The organism is Streptomyces sp. NPDC088400 (assembly GCF_044753355.1).
Classification (GTDB): domain Bacteria; phylum Actinomycetota; class Actinomycetes; order Streptomycetales; family Streptomycetaceae; genus Streptomyces.
In genome coordinates this window covers 956,493-971,085 of the sequence record NZ_JBIVMZ010000001.1, presented here as the reverse complement: position 1 = coordinate 971,085, position 14,593 = coordinate 956,493, and the positions used below count along the sequence as shown (strand labels likewise).

Annotated in this window: 13 protein-coding genes and 1 pseudogene; 5 read left to right on the top strand and 9 right to left on the bottom strand. The window is 71.3% G+C overall.

The window, feature by feature from the left end; translation table 11 throughout:
- Window positions 1-91 precede the first annotated feature (91 nt).
- From ACIQD6_RS04405 to ACIQD6_RS04395, 3 genes are all read right to left on the bottom strand, one after another.
- Window positions 92-2,974 carry an ATP-binding protein gene (locus ACIQD6_RS04405; RefSeq protein ID WP_401877808.1) on the bottom strand — a complete coding sequence of 961 codons (2,883 nt, stop codon included), beginning with the start codon at window positions 2,972-2,974 and terminating at the stop codon, window positions 92-94.
- A 223-nt stretch (window positions 2,975-3,197) separates the two neighbouring features.
- Complete coding sequence (locus ACIQD6_RS04400) at window positions 3,198-3,521, bottom strand: STAS domain-containing protein (protein WP_066956508.1); 324 nt, start codon at window positions 3,519-3,521, stop codon at window positions 3,198-3,200.
- A 145-nt stretch (window positions 3,522-3,666) separates the two neighbouring features.
- Window positions 3,667-4,515, bottom strand: coding sequence for a 3-hydroxyacyl-CoA dehydrogenase family protein (locus ACIQD6_RS04395; RefSeq protein WP_401877805.1), 849 nt, complete (start codon window positions 4,513-4,515; stop codon window positions 3,667-3,669).
- A gap of 356 nt (window positions 4,516-4,871) precedes the next feature.
- Between ACIQD6_RS04395 and ACIQD6_RS04390 the strand changes: the two genes are divergently transcribed.
- Window positions 4,872-5,444 (top strand): cob(I)yrinic acid a,c-diamide adenosyltransferase, encoded by a 573-nt coding sequence (locus tag ACIQD6_RS04390; protein ID WP_401877804.1) that lies wholly within the window; start codon window positions 4,872-4,874, stop codon window positions 5,442-5,444.
- An 84-nt stretch (window positions 5,445-5,528) separates the two neighbouring features.
- On the opposite strand, the gene ACIQD6_RS04385 is transcribed toward ACIQD6_RS04390, so the two are convergent.
- Window positions 5,529-6,287, bottom strand: coding sequence for a DeoR/GlpR family DNA-binding transcription regulator (locus tag ACIQD6_RS04385; RefSeq protein ID WP_401877803.1), 759 nt, complete (start codon window positions 6,285-6,287; stop codon window positions 5,529-5,531).
- A gap of 49 nt (window positions 6,288-6,336) precedes the next feature.
- Between ACIQD6_RS04385 and ACIQD6_RS04380 the strand changes: the two are divergent.
- Together ACIQD6_RS04380 and ACIQD6_RS04375 are read left to right on the top strand one after the other, a co-directional pair.
- A pseudogene (locus tag ACIQD6_RS04380) lies at window positions 6,337-6,480 on the top strand (DUF4406 domain-containing protein); the annotation flags it as partial.
- A gap of 26 nt (window positions 6,481-6,506) precedes the next feature.
- Window positions 6,507-7,184, top strand: a complete 678-nt coding sequence (locus ACIQD6_RS04375; RefSeq protein WP_401877802.1) for an NUDIX domain-containing protein — start codon at window positions 6,507-6,509, stop codon at window positions 7,182-7,184.
- Window positions 7,185-7,260: 76 nt separating this feature from the next.
- Here the strand turns inward: ACIQD6_RS04375 and ACIQD6_RS04370 are convergent, their stop codons facing one another.
- Window positions 7,261-7,860, bottom strand: coding sequence for a hypothetical protein (locus ACIQD6_RS04370; protein WP_401877801.1), 600 nt, complete (start codon window positions 7,858-7,860; stop codon window positions 7,261-7,263).
- A gap of 149 nt (window positions 7,861-8,009) precedes the next feature.
- Between ACIQD6_RS04370 and ACIQD6_RS04365 the strand changes: the two genes are divergently transcribed.
- The gene (locus ACIQD6_RS04365) at window positions 8,010-9,248 is read left to right on the top strand and encodes a sensor histidine kinase (RefSeq protein WP_401877800.1); all 1,239 of its coding nucleotides are present in this window, start codon (window positions 8,010-8,012) and stop codon (window positions 9,246-9,248) included.
- A 152-nt stretch (window positions 9,249-9,400) separates the two neighbouring features.
- Entirely contained in the window at window positions 9,401-10,048 is a 648-nt protein-coding gene (locus tag ACIQD6_RS04360) for a response regulator (protein ID WP_401878143.1), read from the top strand.
- 74 nt (window positions 10,049-10,122) lie between these two features.
- On the opposite strand, the gene ACIQD6_RS04355 is transcribed toward ACIQD6_RS04360, so the two are convergent.
- Genes ACIQD6_RS04355 through ACIQD6_RS04340 form a run of 4 tightly spaced genes read right to left on the bottom strand, consistent with a single transcriptional unit; the run spans window position 10,123 to window position 14,421 of the window.
- Entirely contained in the window at window positions 10,123-11,097 is a 975-nt protein-coding gene (locus tag ACIQD6_RS04355) for a hypothetical protein (RefSeq protein ID WP_401877799.1), read from the bottom strand.
- A complete protein-coding gene (locus ACIQD6_RS04350; RefSeq protein ID WP_401877797.1) occupies window positions 11,094-11,711 on the bottom strand; it encodes a flavoprotein in 618 nt (205 codons plus the stop codon). Before ACIQD6_RS04350 ends, ACIQD6_RS04355 begins: the two co-directional genes overlap by 4 nt.
- Window positions 11,708-13,126 (bottom strand): M16 family metallopeptidase, encoded by a 1,419-nt coding sequence (locus ACIQD6_RS04345; RefSeq protein ID WP_401877795.1) that lies wholly within the window; start codon window positions 13,124-13,126, stop codon window positions 11,708-11,710. Before ACIQD6_RS04345 ends, ACIQD6_RS04350 begins: the two co-directional genes overlap by 4 nt.
- On the bottom strand, window positions 13,123-14,421 hold the full coding sequence (locus tag ACIQD6_RS04340; RefSeq protein ID WP_401877793.1) for a M16 family metallopeptidase: 1,299 nt from the start codon (window positions 14,419-14,421) through the stop codon (window positions 13,123-13,125). Before ACIQD6_RS04340 ends, ACIQD6_RS04345 begins: the two co-directional genes overlap by 4 nt.
- Window positions 14,422-14,593 lie beyond the last annotated feature (172 nt).

Below are 14,593 nucleotides of genomic sequence, written 5' to 3'. Positions count from 1 at the left end.
CCGGACGGAGTCACCGTCCGGCGGTTCTTCACGGGTCCGGCGGTTTTCACCGGCGGTTTTCACGTTCCGCCGGTGTCGCCGTCCACTGCCGCTACGCCGCCCCGGGGTCCGACCCTGTCTCGCCGGTGGTGCCGCTGCTGCCACTGGTGCCGGTGGTGCCGGTGGACACGCTCGGCGACGTGTCGCTCGCCGAGGTGTTGGGGGACGACGGCGGCGGGTCCGATTCATCCGTCGGTTCGGCCGTCGGCTCCTCCGTCGGCGACGAGGGTGAGGACGGGGTGTCCGACGGGCTGGTGGTGTCGGAGGACGACGGCGGGTTCGTCGGGGTGTCCGACGGAGTGTCCGACGGGCTGTTCGGCGCGGAGGAGTGGTCCTCCGGGGACGAGGCGCTGTCCGACGGAGTACCCGACGGTGACGCCGAGTCCGACGGGCTCGCGCTGTCCGACGGACCGGGGCTGTCGGAGGTGCCCGGTACGGGCAGACCGCCGCCGGGGGCCGACGACGAGTCGTCGACGGGCTGTTCGGCCGGCAGGCCGGGGGTGTCGTCGTCCGGGTCCGTGGACTGTTCCGTACGGATCTTGTCGCCCGGCGCGTTGTCGGTGCCGGAGGTCGTGCCCAGGGTCACCACCGTGCCGAGGACGGCCGCGAGCGCCACGCCCGCGCCGGCCGCGACCAGGTTGCGGCGAGCGCCACCGAGGACGGGCCGGCGGCCGTGCTTCGCGGGCACGGCCGCGGAGACGCGGGTGGGGTACGACGCCGGGGTGTCGTGCCGGGTGACCAGCGGGGTGCTCTCGGCGGAGGCCGAGCGGGAGTTCAGGACGGGACCCGCACCGGAACCGGCGTGGGACGGCCCTGGCAACGCGAGCGGCGCGACCGGCGCGGGCAACGCGGGCTGAACCCGCGCCTCGTACCGTACGGTCGTCGCCTCCGCTGCCGCGACAACAGCCACGGCGGTGCCCGGGGAAGCCGATCGGCCGGACAGCGCGTTCTCGCGGTCCGTGACCAGCGCCAGTGCCCTGCGGCCCGCGACCGTACCGCTCTTGTCGGCGACCGCGCCGCGCATGCCGATCGACGCCTCCAGCTCGGCGCGGGCCCGGTCCAGGTTTCCGACGCAGAGCGCGAGCACGCCCAACTCGTGGTGGAAGTACGCCTCTTCGGCCACCTCTCCGGCCAGCCTGGCGGCCTCGGAGCCGGACCGCAGGGCCCGTTCCCAGGCGCCCCAGTGCAGGCCCGCGAGGAAGGCGGGCGCGGCGCTGCGGGCCAGCAGTACGGCGGCACTCGGGTGACCCGATTCCCGGCCGGGCAGCAGCGGGCCCATCGAGGCGAGGATGGCGTCCGCCTCGGCGGAGGCGCGCTCGGGCGTGACCGAGGGGTGCCCGGCCCACCAGGCGTAGTGCTGGGCGGCGGTGTGCGCGTGGGCCACGGCGTCGTCGGCGTATCCGTGCGCCTCCAACTGGGCCGCGACTCCCGGGGCGAGCCGGTAGCGCGGGCCGACCGGGGTGAGCAGACCGGAGCTGGTCAGCTCGCCGAGCGCGGCGTCCGCGTGCGTGTCACCCACCAGGGCCGGCAGATGCGCCTGGTGCGGGACCTCACCGCCGAGCGCGACCGCGAAGCGCAGGGTGGCGCGGGCGGCCTCGCTCAGCCGGGAGGCGAGCAGCGCCGCCGGGGCCGCGCCCTCGCCGAGGCTGGGCAGCGGGATGTCGTATCCGTCGCGCGTGGTGAACGCGGCCTCGCCCACGGCCCGTTCGAAGGGCTCGAACTCGTCGGAGACCTCGGAGCCCGCGCGCAGCCGGTCGCGCTGGCGCAGCAGCGCCCCCGCCTGGACGAAGCGCAGCGGCAGCCCCTCGGACTCGAACCAGAGGTCCCCCGCCCAGTTCGCCTCCTCGTCGGTGAGCGGCCGTTCCACGGCGCGCTCCAGGAGTTCCAGCGAGGCGCCACGGCCCAGTCCGCGCAGGACGACCTCTTCGAGGCTCGTCTCCTCGGAGGTCACGTCGGCGTCGGGGGTCACCGCGAGCAGGTAGGCGCATTCGGGGGTGGCGGCCAGCAGTTCGTCCAGCGCCTGCCCGCCCAGCTCCAGGTCGTCGAGGAAGACGACCGCGCCGATGTCACGGACCAGTTCGAGCAGCGTCGCGCGGTCGGGCCGGCGCAGCGGAGAGCGGTGGACGGCCGCGTACAGCTCGTACAGCAGCTCGGTGGTGGTGCGGTGGTGCCCGGAGAGGCGTACGACTCCGTCGGGCGCGAGGTTCGCGCAGTCCGCCGCGACGGCGTCGAACAGCGAGGTGCGTCCGGAACCGGGGGCTCCGGTGAGGAGTACGGAGCGTCCGCGTCCCAGCAGTCCGGTGAGCCGCTCGCGTTCCTGTTGGCGCTCCAGCAGCGGGAGGGCCGGTGCGGCGGGCCCGGCCGGTACGGGCGGTCGGCCCGCGCGCTGGAGGTCGGTGCGCTCCTCGGCGGTGCGCCGCGCGGGGACGGGGGGCCGTCTGCCGGGCGGGCAGAGTTCGATCTCGCTGCCGTCGACGGGGTTGACGGTCAGCAGGAAGTCGCCCGAGACGAGCTGGAGCGTGCGGGCGGGGGGAGGCGTGGGGGCGCCCGCGCCCTTGATGTGGGCCAGGGCGGGGGTGATGGGGGCCGTGTTCGCGGGGAGCGTGGTGGGGGTGACGCCGGGGACGATCACAACGCGCGGCGGACGCTCCGGGTCCGCCGCGTGCTGTGAGTTCGTGTGCTGTGAGTTCGCGTGTCGGGAGTCCGCGTGCGGTGAATCCGCACTCCCGCCGAGGCGTTCGCCGTCAGAGCGTTCACTGTCGGGGCGTTCACTGTCGGGGCGTTCACTGTCGGGGCGTTCACTGTCGGGGCGTGCGGGCCGGAGGTCGTCGCGCGCGTGGCCTTCACTCACGTACCACTCGACGTCGTACCGTTCGCCGTCACGACGCTCGTCGCCGTAGCCGTACTCTTCAGGTCCCCGGCTTGTCGGGTCCATGATGAAAAGCCCCCCAGATCGTGGCGTGCCATTGCCCCCCGGCCTCGCACGCCCATCTGTCGCTTCCGGTCCGGTGCCTGCTCTGTGGTCCGTACGATCTGCGGACACCGCCGAACCCTAGACCTCCGCCCAGTATCTACGAAGAGCCGGGGTGCCACGCCGTCCGGAACATCACGGTCTCATGAGGATTGTGCGAAGTGCCTGGCCGGAGCGGAGTGCCTGGTCAGACCCGAGGGAGCGATTCTGCGGCGATTCCGCCCTCGATGGCGAGGATGCGGTGCAACCTGGTGGCCACCAGCAACCGTTGCATCTGCGGCGGAACGCCGCGCAGCACAAGCCTCCGGCCACACCGCCCCGCGCGTCGGTGGGCTCCCATGATGACGCCGAGTCCCGTGGCGTCCCAGGAGTCCAGTTCGGTCAGGTCGAGCACCAGATCGCCGGCTCCGTCGTCGACGGCCGAGTGCAGGACCGTACGGGCGTCCGCCGCGCTGCGTACGTCGAGGCGGCCCCCGACGACCAGCTCGGCGTGGTCGCCCCTGATGTGCATATATGCTCCCCGAGAGTGCTTCTGTGCTCCGTAGTCTGTTCTGTCCTTCAACTACTGACTGCCGCGCGGCCGAAGAAGTTGCCGTCCGTGAGCGAACCGATACCGAATTCACCCGGAGGGGTGATACCGGCCGGGCCGAAGCGGCTCAGTGCTTGTAGAACCCCTGCCCGCTCTTACGGCCGATGTCACCGGCGTCCACCATCCGGCGCATCAGCTCCGGCGGCGCGAACTTCTCGTCCTGGGACTCGGCGTAGATGTTGCCGGTCGCATGGAGAAGGATGTCGACACCGGTCAGGTCGGCGGTGGCGAGCGGGCCCATCGCGTGACCGAACCCCAATTTGCAGGCGGTGTCGATGTCCTCCGCCGACGCGACGCCCGACTCATAGAGCTTGGCGGCCTCGACGACGAGCGCGGAGATCAGCCGCGTGGTCACAAATCCTGCCACATCGCGGTTCACGACAATGCAGGTCTTGCCGACGGACTCGGCGAACTCCCGTGCGGTGGCAAGGGTTTCATCGCTCGTCTTGTAGCCGCGCACCAGCTCGCAGAGCCCCATCATCGGCACCGGCGAGAAGAAGTGCGTACCGACGACGCGCTCCGGACGGCCGGTCACCGCCGCGATCTTGGTGATCGGGATGGCCGAGGTGTTGGAGGCGAGGACGGCCTCGTCCCGTACGAGCTTGTCGAGCGCACGGAAGATCTCGTGCTTGGCGTCGAGCTGTTCGAAGATGGCCTCGACGACGATGTCCGCGTCCGCGACGGCGTCCAGATCGGTGGTCATGGTGATCCGGGCGAGGGCAGCGTCGGCGTCGGCCTCCTCCAGCTTGCCCTTGGCGACGAACTTGCCGTACGAGGCTCTGATTCCGGCCTTCCCCCGGGCCAGGGCCGCATCGGTGACATCACGCAGCACCACGTCCCAGCCCGCCTGGGCCGCGACCTGCGCGATGCCGGACCCCATGAGTCCGGCCCCAATGACGGCAAGCTTCCCGGCCACTGCACACCCCATGATTCTTTTGGTTCTTCAACGGTCGTCGACTTAACGTCTGTTCACTTCTGCCCTCTCTGCCGGAGATTAGCGGCCGAGGGCGGGCGATGTAACGGTGAAGAGAGGCGCGTCACGTCTCACATGACGGACATCACACCGGAACGACCCGTCAGTGGCACGCGAGCGGCACATCGACGACACTCCGGCCATCTGTCAAGGGGGCCTCAGCGGGCCGACAAGGGCGCCTCAGCGGTTCGCCAGGAGCGCCCCGGCGGCCCATCAGGCGCCGCGCACCGCGTACTTGAGCACGTTCTCGCCACTCCCTGGTCCGGCCTGATCCAAACGAAAGACCCTAGGCTGGCCACATGGTCAAACTGACGCGTATCTACACCCGCACCGGCGACAAGGGCACGACGGCGCTCGGCGACATGAGCCGTACCGCGAAGACCGATCTGCGGATCGCCGCGTACGCCGACGCCAACGAGGCCAACGCCGCCATCGGCACGGCGATCGCCCTGGGACAGCTGGCCGAGGACGTCGTGAAGGTCCTCGTCCGCGTCCAGAACGATCTCTTCGACGTGGGCGCGGACCTGTCCACACCGGTGGTGGAGAAGCCCGAGTTCCCGCCGCTGCGTGTCGAGCAGTCGTACATCGACAAGCTGGAGGCGGACTGCGACCACTTCCTGGCGGACCTGGACAAGCTCCGCAGCTTCATCCTCCCGGGCGGCACCCCCGGCGCGGCGCTCCTGCACCAGGCCTGCACGGTCGTACGGCGCGCGGAGCGCTCGACCTGGGCGGCGTTCGAGGTGCACGGCGCGGTGATGAACGAGCTGACGGCGACGTATCTGAACCGCCTCTCCGACCTGCTGTTCATTCTGGCCCGTACGGCGAACAAGGAGGTCGGGGACGTGCTCTGGGTCCCGGGCGGCGAGCGCTGACGCGTCCGGCCGGGCCTCCGCGCTCGGCTCAGGGCTCGGGGAACCCGCTGCCGGAGGGGCGACGCGGTGTTCGGCCGGCAGCCGTCAATTGGCTGCCACGACCTCCACGCCGAGCGCCTTGAGTTGCTTGACGACGGCGTCGTCGGGGTCCGCGTCGGTGATCAGTCCGCTGACCTTCTCCCAGGGCAGGACGCGGAACCGTGAAGCCGTACCGATCTTCTCGGAGGAGGCGAGGATGTAGGTGTCCGCGGCCCTCGCGGACAAGATGCGCTTCATCGCGGCCTCCTCTGCGTCTCCGGTGGTCAGTCCCGCCTCTGGGTGCACCCCGGTGACACCGAGCAGACAGAGGTCGGCGGAGACGTTCTGTGCCGCCTCGACCGCGGCGACACCACAGGTGACCGCCGAGTGCTTGAAGACCCGGCCGCCCAGCAGGAAGAGCTCCGCCCGCGTGTGGTCGAGGAGGGCTGCGGCGATCGTCGGGCTGTGGGTGATCACGGTGCAGGCGAGATCCTGCGGGAGCGCGCGGGCGACGGCGAGAGCGGTGGTGCCGCCGTCGAGGATCAGCGCGCCGCCCGGTCGCACCAGAGCGGCAGCCACTGCGGCGACTTTCTGTTTGCCGTCGGGGGCCACACTGTGCCGGGCGGCGTAGTCGGCCACCGCCGGCGAAACGGGCAGCGCGCCGCCGTAGACCCGCTGGCACAGTCCCTCGGCGGCGAGATCGCGCAGGTCGCGCCGCACGCTGTCTTCGGAGATCCCCAGCTCGGCGGCGACATCCTTGGCAACGATCTTGCCCGCGCGAGCGAGCAGACCGATCAGGTGGTCGCGTCGTTCAGCAGCCAGCATGCACACTCTCTCCTGTTCTTGCACGTTTCTGCATGTACCGTAGCGCCCCATGACCGACAAGCCCATGCTCATCCTGATGGCCGGCCCGTACCGGTCCGGCACCGACGGCGCCCCGCAGGCCATGGCCGCCGACTTCGCCCGCCTCGAAGCCGCCGCATGGCCGGTCTTCACCGCCGGCTACGCGGCCGCGATCGCGCGCCGCACCCCGCAGGAGACCGTGTGAACGCCCGCCCCGGCATCGACACCCCCGACCACCGCGGCCGCACCGGCCTCGACCAAGCCGGACGCGGCCTGGACCGCAACCCTGGCGTCGTGATCCGCGACGTCGAGCTCACCTCCCGGGGCTGGCACGTCCTGCGGCGCACCACCTTCGACTACCGCCGCCGCGACGGGCGCTGGGAAACCCAAGCACGCGAGACCTACGACCGCGGCAACGGCGCCGTCGTACTGCCCTACGACACCGCACGCGGCCTCGTCCTGCTCACCCGCCAGTTCCGTTACCCGGCCTACGCCAACGACCACCCCGACGGCATGCTCATCGAAGCCGCCGCAGGGCTGCTCGACGCGGACGACCCGGCCACCGCCGTCCGACGCGAGAGCGCCGAAGAACTCGGCGTCGCCCTCGGCCCGCTCACCCACGTCTTCGACGCCTACATGAGCCCCGGCTCCGTCACCGAACGCCTCCACTTCTTCGCTGCCCCCTATACCCCGGCCGACCGGACCGGGCCCGGCGGCGGGCTCGAGGAAGACGGCGAGGACATCGAGGTCCTCGAACTGCCCTTCACCGAGGCCCTCGCCATGACCCGCGACGGACGCATCACCGATGGCAAGACCATGCTGCTCCTGCAATGGGCAGTCCTGGACGGCCCCTTCGCCCCCACAGCGGGAGCCCGCTGACGACGTACGCGCCTCCCGGGAATGGACCGGCCGGGCGGGGTTTGCCGGGCCCACCAGCCCCACCATCGCGCGCCGCTCAGCGCTTCGTGACCGACGGCGGCCGCTCCACCCGGGTCGGTTCCACTCGGGTCGGTCCGGATTCCGGCGGTGCCTTCTTCGGCCAGAGCAGGTACGTCAGGGCGATCACCCCGTGGATCCCGGCGGCCCGCAGCGCGGTGAACTGCCAGCCGGTCAGCGACTCCGTACCACTCGCGTCGCCCACGTACCAGATCGCGAGCTGGAGCAGGGTGGCCGCGACCGCGGCGGCCACGACCGTACGCAGCCACAGTTTGCCCTCGTACCGGGCGCGGGCCATGCCGTAGCGCGGCGGCTTGACCGGGGGCGGGCCGCCCGCGAAGCGGTGGGCTACCCGGGCGTCGATCCGCTTGATCGTGTAGTGGCCGTAACCGACCGTGAAACCGATATAGATCACGGCCAGGCCGTGTTTCCAGTCCGGCTCCGCGCCGTTCTTGAGGTCGATGGTCGTGACGACCAGCAGGACGACCTCCAGCAGCGGCTCCAGCAGCAGCACCGCCGCACCGAGGCGCGGCTTCTTCGCCAGGTAGCGCAGCGCCAGCCCGGCGGCCAGCAGTACCCAGAACCCCACCTCGCAGATGATGATCAGCGTGACGATCACCGCACTCTCCTTCCGTTGTCTCCAGCCTCCCGTCCGTCTCGCCGTGTCACGTCGTCGCGAGTGACGAACCGTGACTGCATCCTTCGATGTACCGGCCTCTCCCCCGGCGTGGGGAGGACCGTGCGCGGCGGTACGTGTTTGATGGACGAGTGATCGCTTCTCTCCGGTATCCACGGCCGTCCCGGGCTCTCCGGCCGTCCCGGTCTCTCCGCCCGCACCGCGACGACGCCCTGATCGCCCTCGCCGGACTGCTCGGCGGCCTCAGCCTGTGGACCGTCGGCCTGCACACCCAGGGAGACCGGCTGCTGGCCGGGGCGTGGGTGCTGCTGCCGATGACCGTCATGGCCGGACTGGAGCTGCTGCGCAGGACCGCACCCCAGTTCGCCCTCGTCGTCGCGACGCTCGTCCTGATCGCCGACCAGTTCACCTCGGGCAGCCTGGCGACGGTGCTGATGTTCACGGACGTCATGTACGCGGCCGTGCTGTACGGGACCCCGGCCGCCGCCCGTCGTATCCCCTGGACCACGGCGCTGATCACGGTCGGGGTGACGGCCGGTTTCGTCGCCTGGTTCCAGCAGCCGGACGCGCTGCTGATCGGCGTGGCCACCGGCCTGGTCAGCTTTGTCCCGGCCACCACCGGGGTCCTCGTACGCAATCACCGCGACGCCGCCGAGTCGGCCCGGCTGCGGGCCGAACAGACCACGCTGCTCGCCGAGATGGACCGGGTCCAGGCGGTGACCAGCGAGCGCGCCCGGATGGCCCGGGAGCTGCACGACATGGTCGCCAACCATCTCTCGGCGATCGCCATCCACTCGACCGCCGCGCTCTCGCTGGACGACGAGCGCACGACCCGCGACGCGCTCACCGTCATCCGGGAGAACAGCGTCGAGGGGCTCGCCGAGATGCGCCGGCTGATCGGGCTGCTGCGGGACGCCGGGGACGATACGGAGCCGACCGCCGCGCCGACGCTCGGCGCGCTCGACACGCTCGTGGATCAGGCCCGTACGAACGGCGCCTCCAGCGGCCTCGACATCACCCTGGACGACCGGCGTGGTACGTCTCCGGGGCTTCCCGCGCCGGTGGAACTGGCCGCGTACCGCATCGTCCAGGAGTCCCTGACCAACGCCCTCAAGCACGCGGCGCCCGGTACGGTCACGGTCGAACTGGACTGTTCGGCAAGGGCGTTGACGGTCTGCGTCGACAGCCCGTTCGGCGACCGGCCGGGGCCGCGCGCACCGGGTTCCGGCGCCGGTCTGGTCGGGATGCGGGAGCGGGTCGAGCTGCTGGACGGCGTGTTCGAGGCGGGGCCTGTCACCGCGGGTGACGGTGGCAAGATCTGGCGGGTACGGGCCGAACTGCCCGTCGTGGAAGGGCGGAAGACGGCATGACGCGGGACGGAGCTGGGCGAGGCGGCGCGGACCGGGACGGCGTGGACCGGAACGGCACGGAACGGGACCGCGCGAGCTGGGACGGCGCGGAGCGCCATAGCCCGGAGCAGGACCGCGCGGGGCAAGGAGGCTCGGATCAGGACGACGCGACCATCCGGGTCCTGGTCGCCGAGGACCAGTCCGCCGTACGGGCCGGCCTGGTCCTCATCCTGCGCAGCGCACCGGACATAGAGGTCGTCGGGGAAGCCGCCGACGGCGAGGAGGCCGTCGCCCTGGCCCGGGAACTGCGCCCCGATCTGGTCCTGATGGATGTACAGATGCCCCGGCTCGACGGCGTGTCGGCCACTCGGCGGGTGGTCGCGGAAGGGCTCGCGGACGTACTGGTGCTGACGACCTTCGATCTGGACGAGTACGTCTTCGGAGCGCTGCGCGCCGGGGCGTCGGGCTTCCTCCTGAAGAACGCCGAGGCCGCGGACCTCCTCGACGCGGTACGGACGGTGGCGCGCGGCGAGGGCCTGATCTCCCCGGCCGTCACCCGCCGCCTGATCGCCGAGTTCGCGTCCCCCGCGAAGCCCGTACGCCCCGAAGGCGCGCCCGACCTGTCGGTGCTGGACACACTCACGCGACGGGAACGCGAGGTGTTCTCCTGCCTGGGCCAGGGGATGTCGAACGCCCAGATCGCGGTACGCCTCCAGATGGCCGAGGCGACCGTGAAGACCCATGTGAGCAGGCTGCTCGGCAAACTGGAACTGCGCAGCCGGGTACAAGCGGCTGTCCTCGCCCAGGAGTTGGGCATCTGACCGGACCGCGCCCCGCCTCCGGTGCCGGACGGCGGTGCTCCCCCGCTCAGCCGTACGGCGGCGCTCCCCCCGGCTCAGCCGTCCGCGGCGCTTCCGCTCCCGTCGCCCAGTATCGCGGTCAGCGCGGGCCTGCCGTCGCCGTCCACCAGCCCTGCCAACGCCTCGACGTAGGCCTCCACTCCAGGGTTCCAGCCCACATAGGTGGCGAAGTCGACCACATGAGCGAGGCGTCTGAGGGTGGCGACCCTGCGCAGAAGTGCGAGGTCGGGCAGGGGGCCGCGCTGCGCCATCAGGGCTGTCGCCATGGCGTCGAACCGGGGCGGCCGGCCTTGGCCGTCGGTCAGCGCGTGACGGCGCGCCACGTCCGCCATCTCGGCCAGTTCACCGAGCAGCCAGCCCACGTCGAACTCGGGCGGCCCCTGGGAGAGGGTCTCGCCCGTCAGGAGTACCGCGTGAGGCTCGTCCGGTACGGGCACGATCAGGCCGAGTGAGGGCTCCCCGTGCAGGAGCACCTGCCGCTCCCGGTGGCCGGCCGGAGCCCGGCACCAGTCCCTCAGGACCCGCATCCGGATTGCCCCGAGCCCGGACCGGCACAGCTTGTGCAGCCGGACTGCGCCCTCCTCCGTTCCCTCCCCGTCCAGCCAGCGGGTGAGACGGGTCAGCGCGGGTGGCGGTGCCGGGGTACCGGGGAACGGGGCGGGGCAGGCCGCGAGATCGCGCAGCGCACGGCCGGTGGACCGCAGGGCGGACGTGGCGAGTTCCGACGAACCGTTGAACCGGTCGGGCGGCCAGACGATCTCGGCCAGTGTCCGGCCCCCCGGAACGAGGTACGTGACGGTGTCCGCGCTCCGGGTGCCCAGCAGCACGTACGGGCTGGTCCCGGCGCCTGCTGTCACCTGCCCCGGGGGTGTGTCCAGGCCCCCGGCGAGCCGCTGTCTGGTCCACCGGAACCGGCCGTCCACCAGCGGGGTGATGCGGGTGCGCATCTGCCGGGTTTCGTACGTGCGGTCCTGCCGCTCCCCCTGGGCCGCGGGGTCGTGCTCGCTCACGTGCGTGTGTCCTTCTGGCTCGTCCGGAGCCGTTCCAGATGTTCCAGCGCTACGGGCAACGGGGGCGGTGAGCCGCCGTCCGCCTGCCCACTGGTGACGGAGCGGCCCGGCACGGTCGGCACCACCGTGACGTTCCGCCTGGCCGCGAGCGCCGCCAGGTGCGCCTTCAGTACGTCGTTGTCCTGGGCACCGGGAGGCAGGGCGGGGCTGACCGCGACGGGCGCCTTCGTGCACTGGAGCGCGAGCAGTACGGGCGTGTCCGTGATACCCAGCGCGAAGCGGCTGATGAAGTTCATGGTGGCCGGATACACCGCCACCGCGTCGGCCCACTCGGCGAGTTCCACGTGTGGCGCACCCGTCACCGGACCGTCCGGCCACACATCGAGCGCCACTTCGCTGCCGCCTATGACGCCGAGAGCCGTACGGGACACGAAACGCTCGGCGCCGCGAGTGACAACGGTCCGTACGTCGAGCGAGGGATAGGACGTGCGCAGCCAGTTGACCCACGTCGGCAGGAGGGCGACGTGTACCGCTCCGGTGCCGACGAGCAGCAGTCTCCCGGCGCCGAACGGCGGTACGGTCACCCGTGCGTCACTGGCTGAGCTGGTGGTCACTGGTGTGCTCCCGTTGTTCCGGCGGGTGAATTGGCGGGCGGATAACCGAAGCGCTCCAGAGGCTTCGACAGGGCTTCGGCGTCGCCGACGACGACCCCGGGAGCCGAGGTCGCGGATCCGAAGACCTCCCGGGAGACGTGTGCGACGTCGGCCACGGTGACGTCCAGCAACTGGTGCGGATAGCGCTCGATCCAGTCGAGTCCGATGCCCCAACAGCCCAGTGTGGAGATGAGGTTGGCCAGGTCCGGCGGGGACGCCGCGGCCATCAGGAGCGACCCGGACAGGAAACGCCGCGCGTCCTCGATCTCCCGCACGGACGGCGGGTCGGTGACCATACGCAGGGTCTCGGCCAGGATCTCCTCGACCGTCCGTTCCGTGACGGTGGTGGCGCAGGTGGCTTCGACCACGATCGACACCTTGCCGAGGGTGCGGTCGAAGCGGGAATTGACGTGGTAGGTGAACCCCTTGTCCTCCCTGATGTTCGACACCAGCCGGGAGGAGAAGTAGCCGGCGAACACCGCGTTCGCCACGGCCTGCGCCGGATAGCGGGAGTCCTCGAAGGCGCGTGCCGGCAGAGAGAGCGCCAGATGCGACTGCGCGGCCCCGGGACGGGCGATGAGACACTTCGCGCCCTCGGTCCCGGCAGCCTCCGAGGCCGCCGGGACACCGTGCGGACCGGAGCCCGGGTCCGTACGGGTCGTGGAAGCCGCGTCCTGCCAGCCGGCGAAGGCGGTCCGGGCCATGGCAGCGGCGGCCTCGGCCTCGATGCCGCCCACGATCAGCAGGTCGGCGTGCCCGGGAACGAGGAACCGCCGGTGGGCCTCGGCCACGTCCTGGGCCGTGAGCCGCGCGATGGTGTCGACGTGCGGCAGCTCGTCGAAACACCCGTGCGGTCCGTACCGGATGCGGTTCAGCTCCCGCAGAACGGTACGGCGCGGCTGGGTGCGCAGGATGGTGGCCGCTTGTCCGATCCGCAGGCTCTCCTGTCGTACCCGGTCGTCCGGGTAGAACGGGTGCCGCAGCCGCCCTGCGAGCAGATCCAGGAGGAGGGGCAGCTCGGAGGCTCCGCAGTGACCGGCGAGGATCACCCACTCCGAGGTCCGCCGGGTCTGGAACCGACCGGTGTCGAGCGCGGTGTCCCAGACGACCTCGCGGTCCCCGAGCCGTGTCGTACCCACGAAGGCGGTGGCGGCCAGGAGTTCGGCCAGGGCGGTGTCCTCCGGCCCGGACGCCACCCAGGGGATCTGGACACGCACTTCCACCACGGAGGCGCCGGGACTGGGCACGGCGACCACCCGGAGCCCGGTCTCCAGACGCCGCTCGACAGGGTGGGGGAAGGAGAAGGCGTCGGGCGGGCCGAGCGGCGGCAGTGGTGTGCGAGGCCCGGAGGCGCGGTCGTCGCGTGTGGGCGTCATACCGGCATCGGCTCCCCCGCGGTGCGCAGCACGAGCATGGCCGGGGGGCTCTCGCTCAGGACCGCGGCCGCGGTCCTGACAGCGGCCGGCTCCAGCGCCGTCAGCAGCTCGGGGACCGTGTCCACGAGCGCGGGGTCGTCGTGCAGCAGGCTGAACGCGCCGAGTGCTCTGGTGCGGGCGAGCACATGGTCGTGGGTACGGCGCCAGCGTGCCGCCAGTCCGTTGACCGTACGGTCGAACGTGGGCAGCGGCGTGTCGCCCGCGGCCGTCTGCGCCAACGCCTCGGCGGCCAGTCGGCGGAAGCCCTCGTGGTCGGGGGCGGTGTGCCGGGCGGTGATGACGAACGTGTCCGGGTCCCTGGCGTCGAACGGCCCGAAGAATCCGGCTTGGGCGGAGGCGGAGGTGACGCCGAGTTCTGTGCTCCTGGCCCGGTCCATCAGACCTCCCGGGCCGTCGCCGGCCAGCAGTTGGGCCAGTACGACACAGGCCAGATAGTCGTGACGGGCGACAGCGGGGTCGGGCAGCCGGTAGCCGAGCGCGGTGGCGGGAAAGGGAGCGTGCCGATCCGTCCGCTCATGGCGCAGCACCTCCGCCGGAGGAGGTTCGCTCAAATCCTGCGGCGCGGCGGTCCGCCGGGCCGGTATGCCGCCGAAGTGGCGCGCTATCAGGTCGCCCGTACGCCCGGCGCCGAGATCGACGCCGATGTCGCCGACGACGGTGAGCACCGCGTTGGACGGCGCGTAGTAGGCGTCGAAGAACTCCGCGCAGTCGTCCGGTGTGGCGCGATCGAGTTCGCTGAACTCGCCGTATCCGTTGTGGGAGTTGGAGTACTTCCGGAACAGGGCCGCCGGCAGTGTCGTCCACGGGAAGCCGCCGTAGGCACGGTCGTGCACGTTGAGCTTGATCTCTTCCTTGACCACGGACGTCTGTGTGGTGAGTGCTTCCTCGGTGAGCCGGAGGCCGCGCATGCGATCCGCTTCGAGGAACAGCAGCCGCTCCAGGGCTGCCGCCGGGGCGATCTGGTAGTACTCGGTGTAATCCTGCCGGGTGGAGGCATTTGCCGTCCCACCCGAACTCTGTACGACACGGATATGTTCCGAGCGCTTCACATTCGCGCTGCCCTGGAACATCAGATGCTCGAAGAGATGGGCAAATCCGCCGCGGCCTTCCGGTTCGGACCGGAATCCGACCCCGTAGTGCACGCTCACAGCCGTAAGCGGAATGAGCGGGCGGTGGTCCAGAACAACCCGCAGCCCATTGGACAGGGCATAACAGGAAAGAGAATCCTGGTTCATGAACGTCATCTCGTCCCGGCGGAAACGGAATCGGTGCCGCGGGGGGCCCCCCCGCCCGGGGGGGGGCCCCCCCCCCCCCCCCCCCCCAACCGGGTAAATAGGGGGGCGGAAAAACGTGTTGCGGCCCGGGAGGTGGTTGGGGATTTAAAGGGGGTGGCCCCGGGGGGTGTTG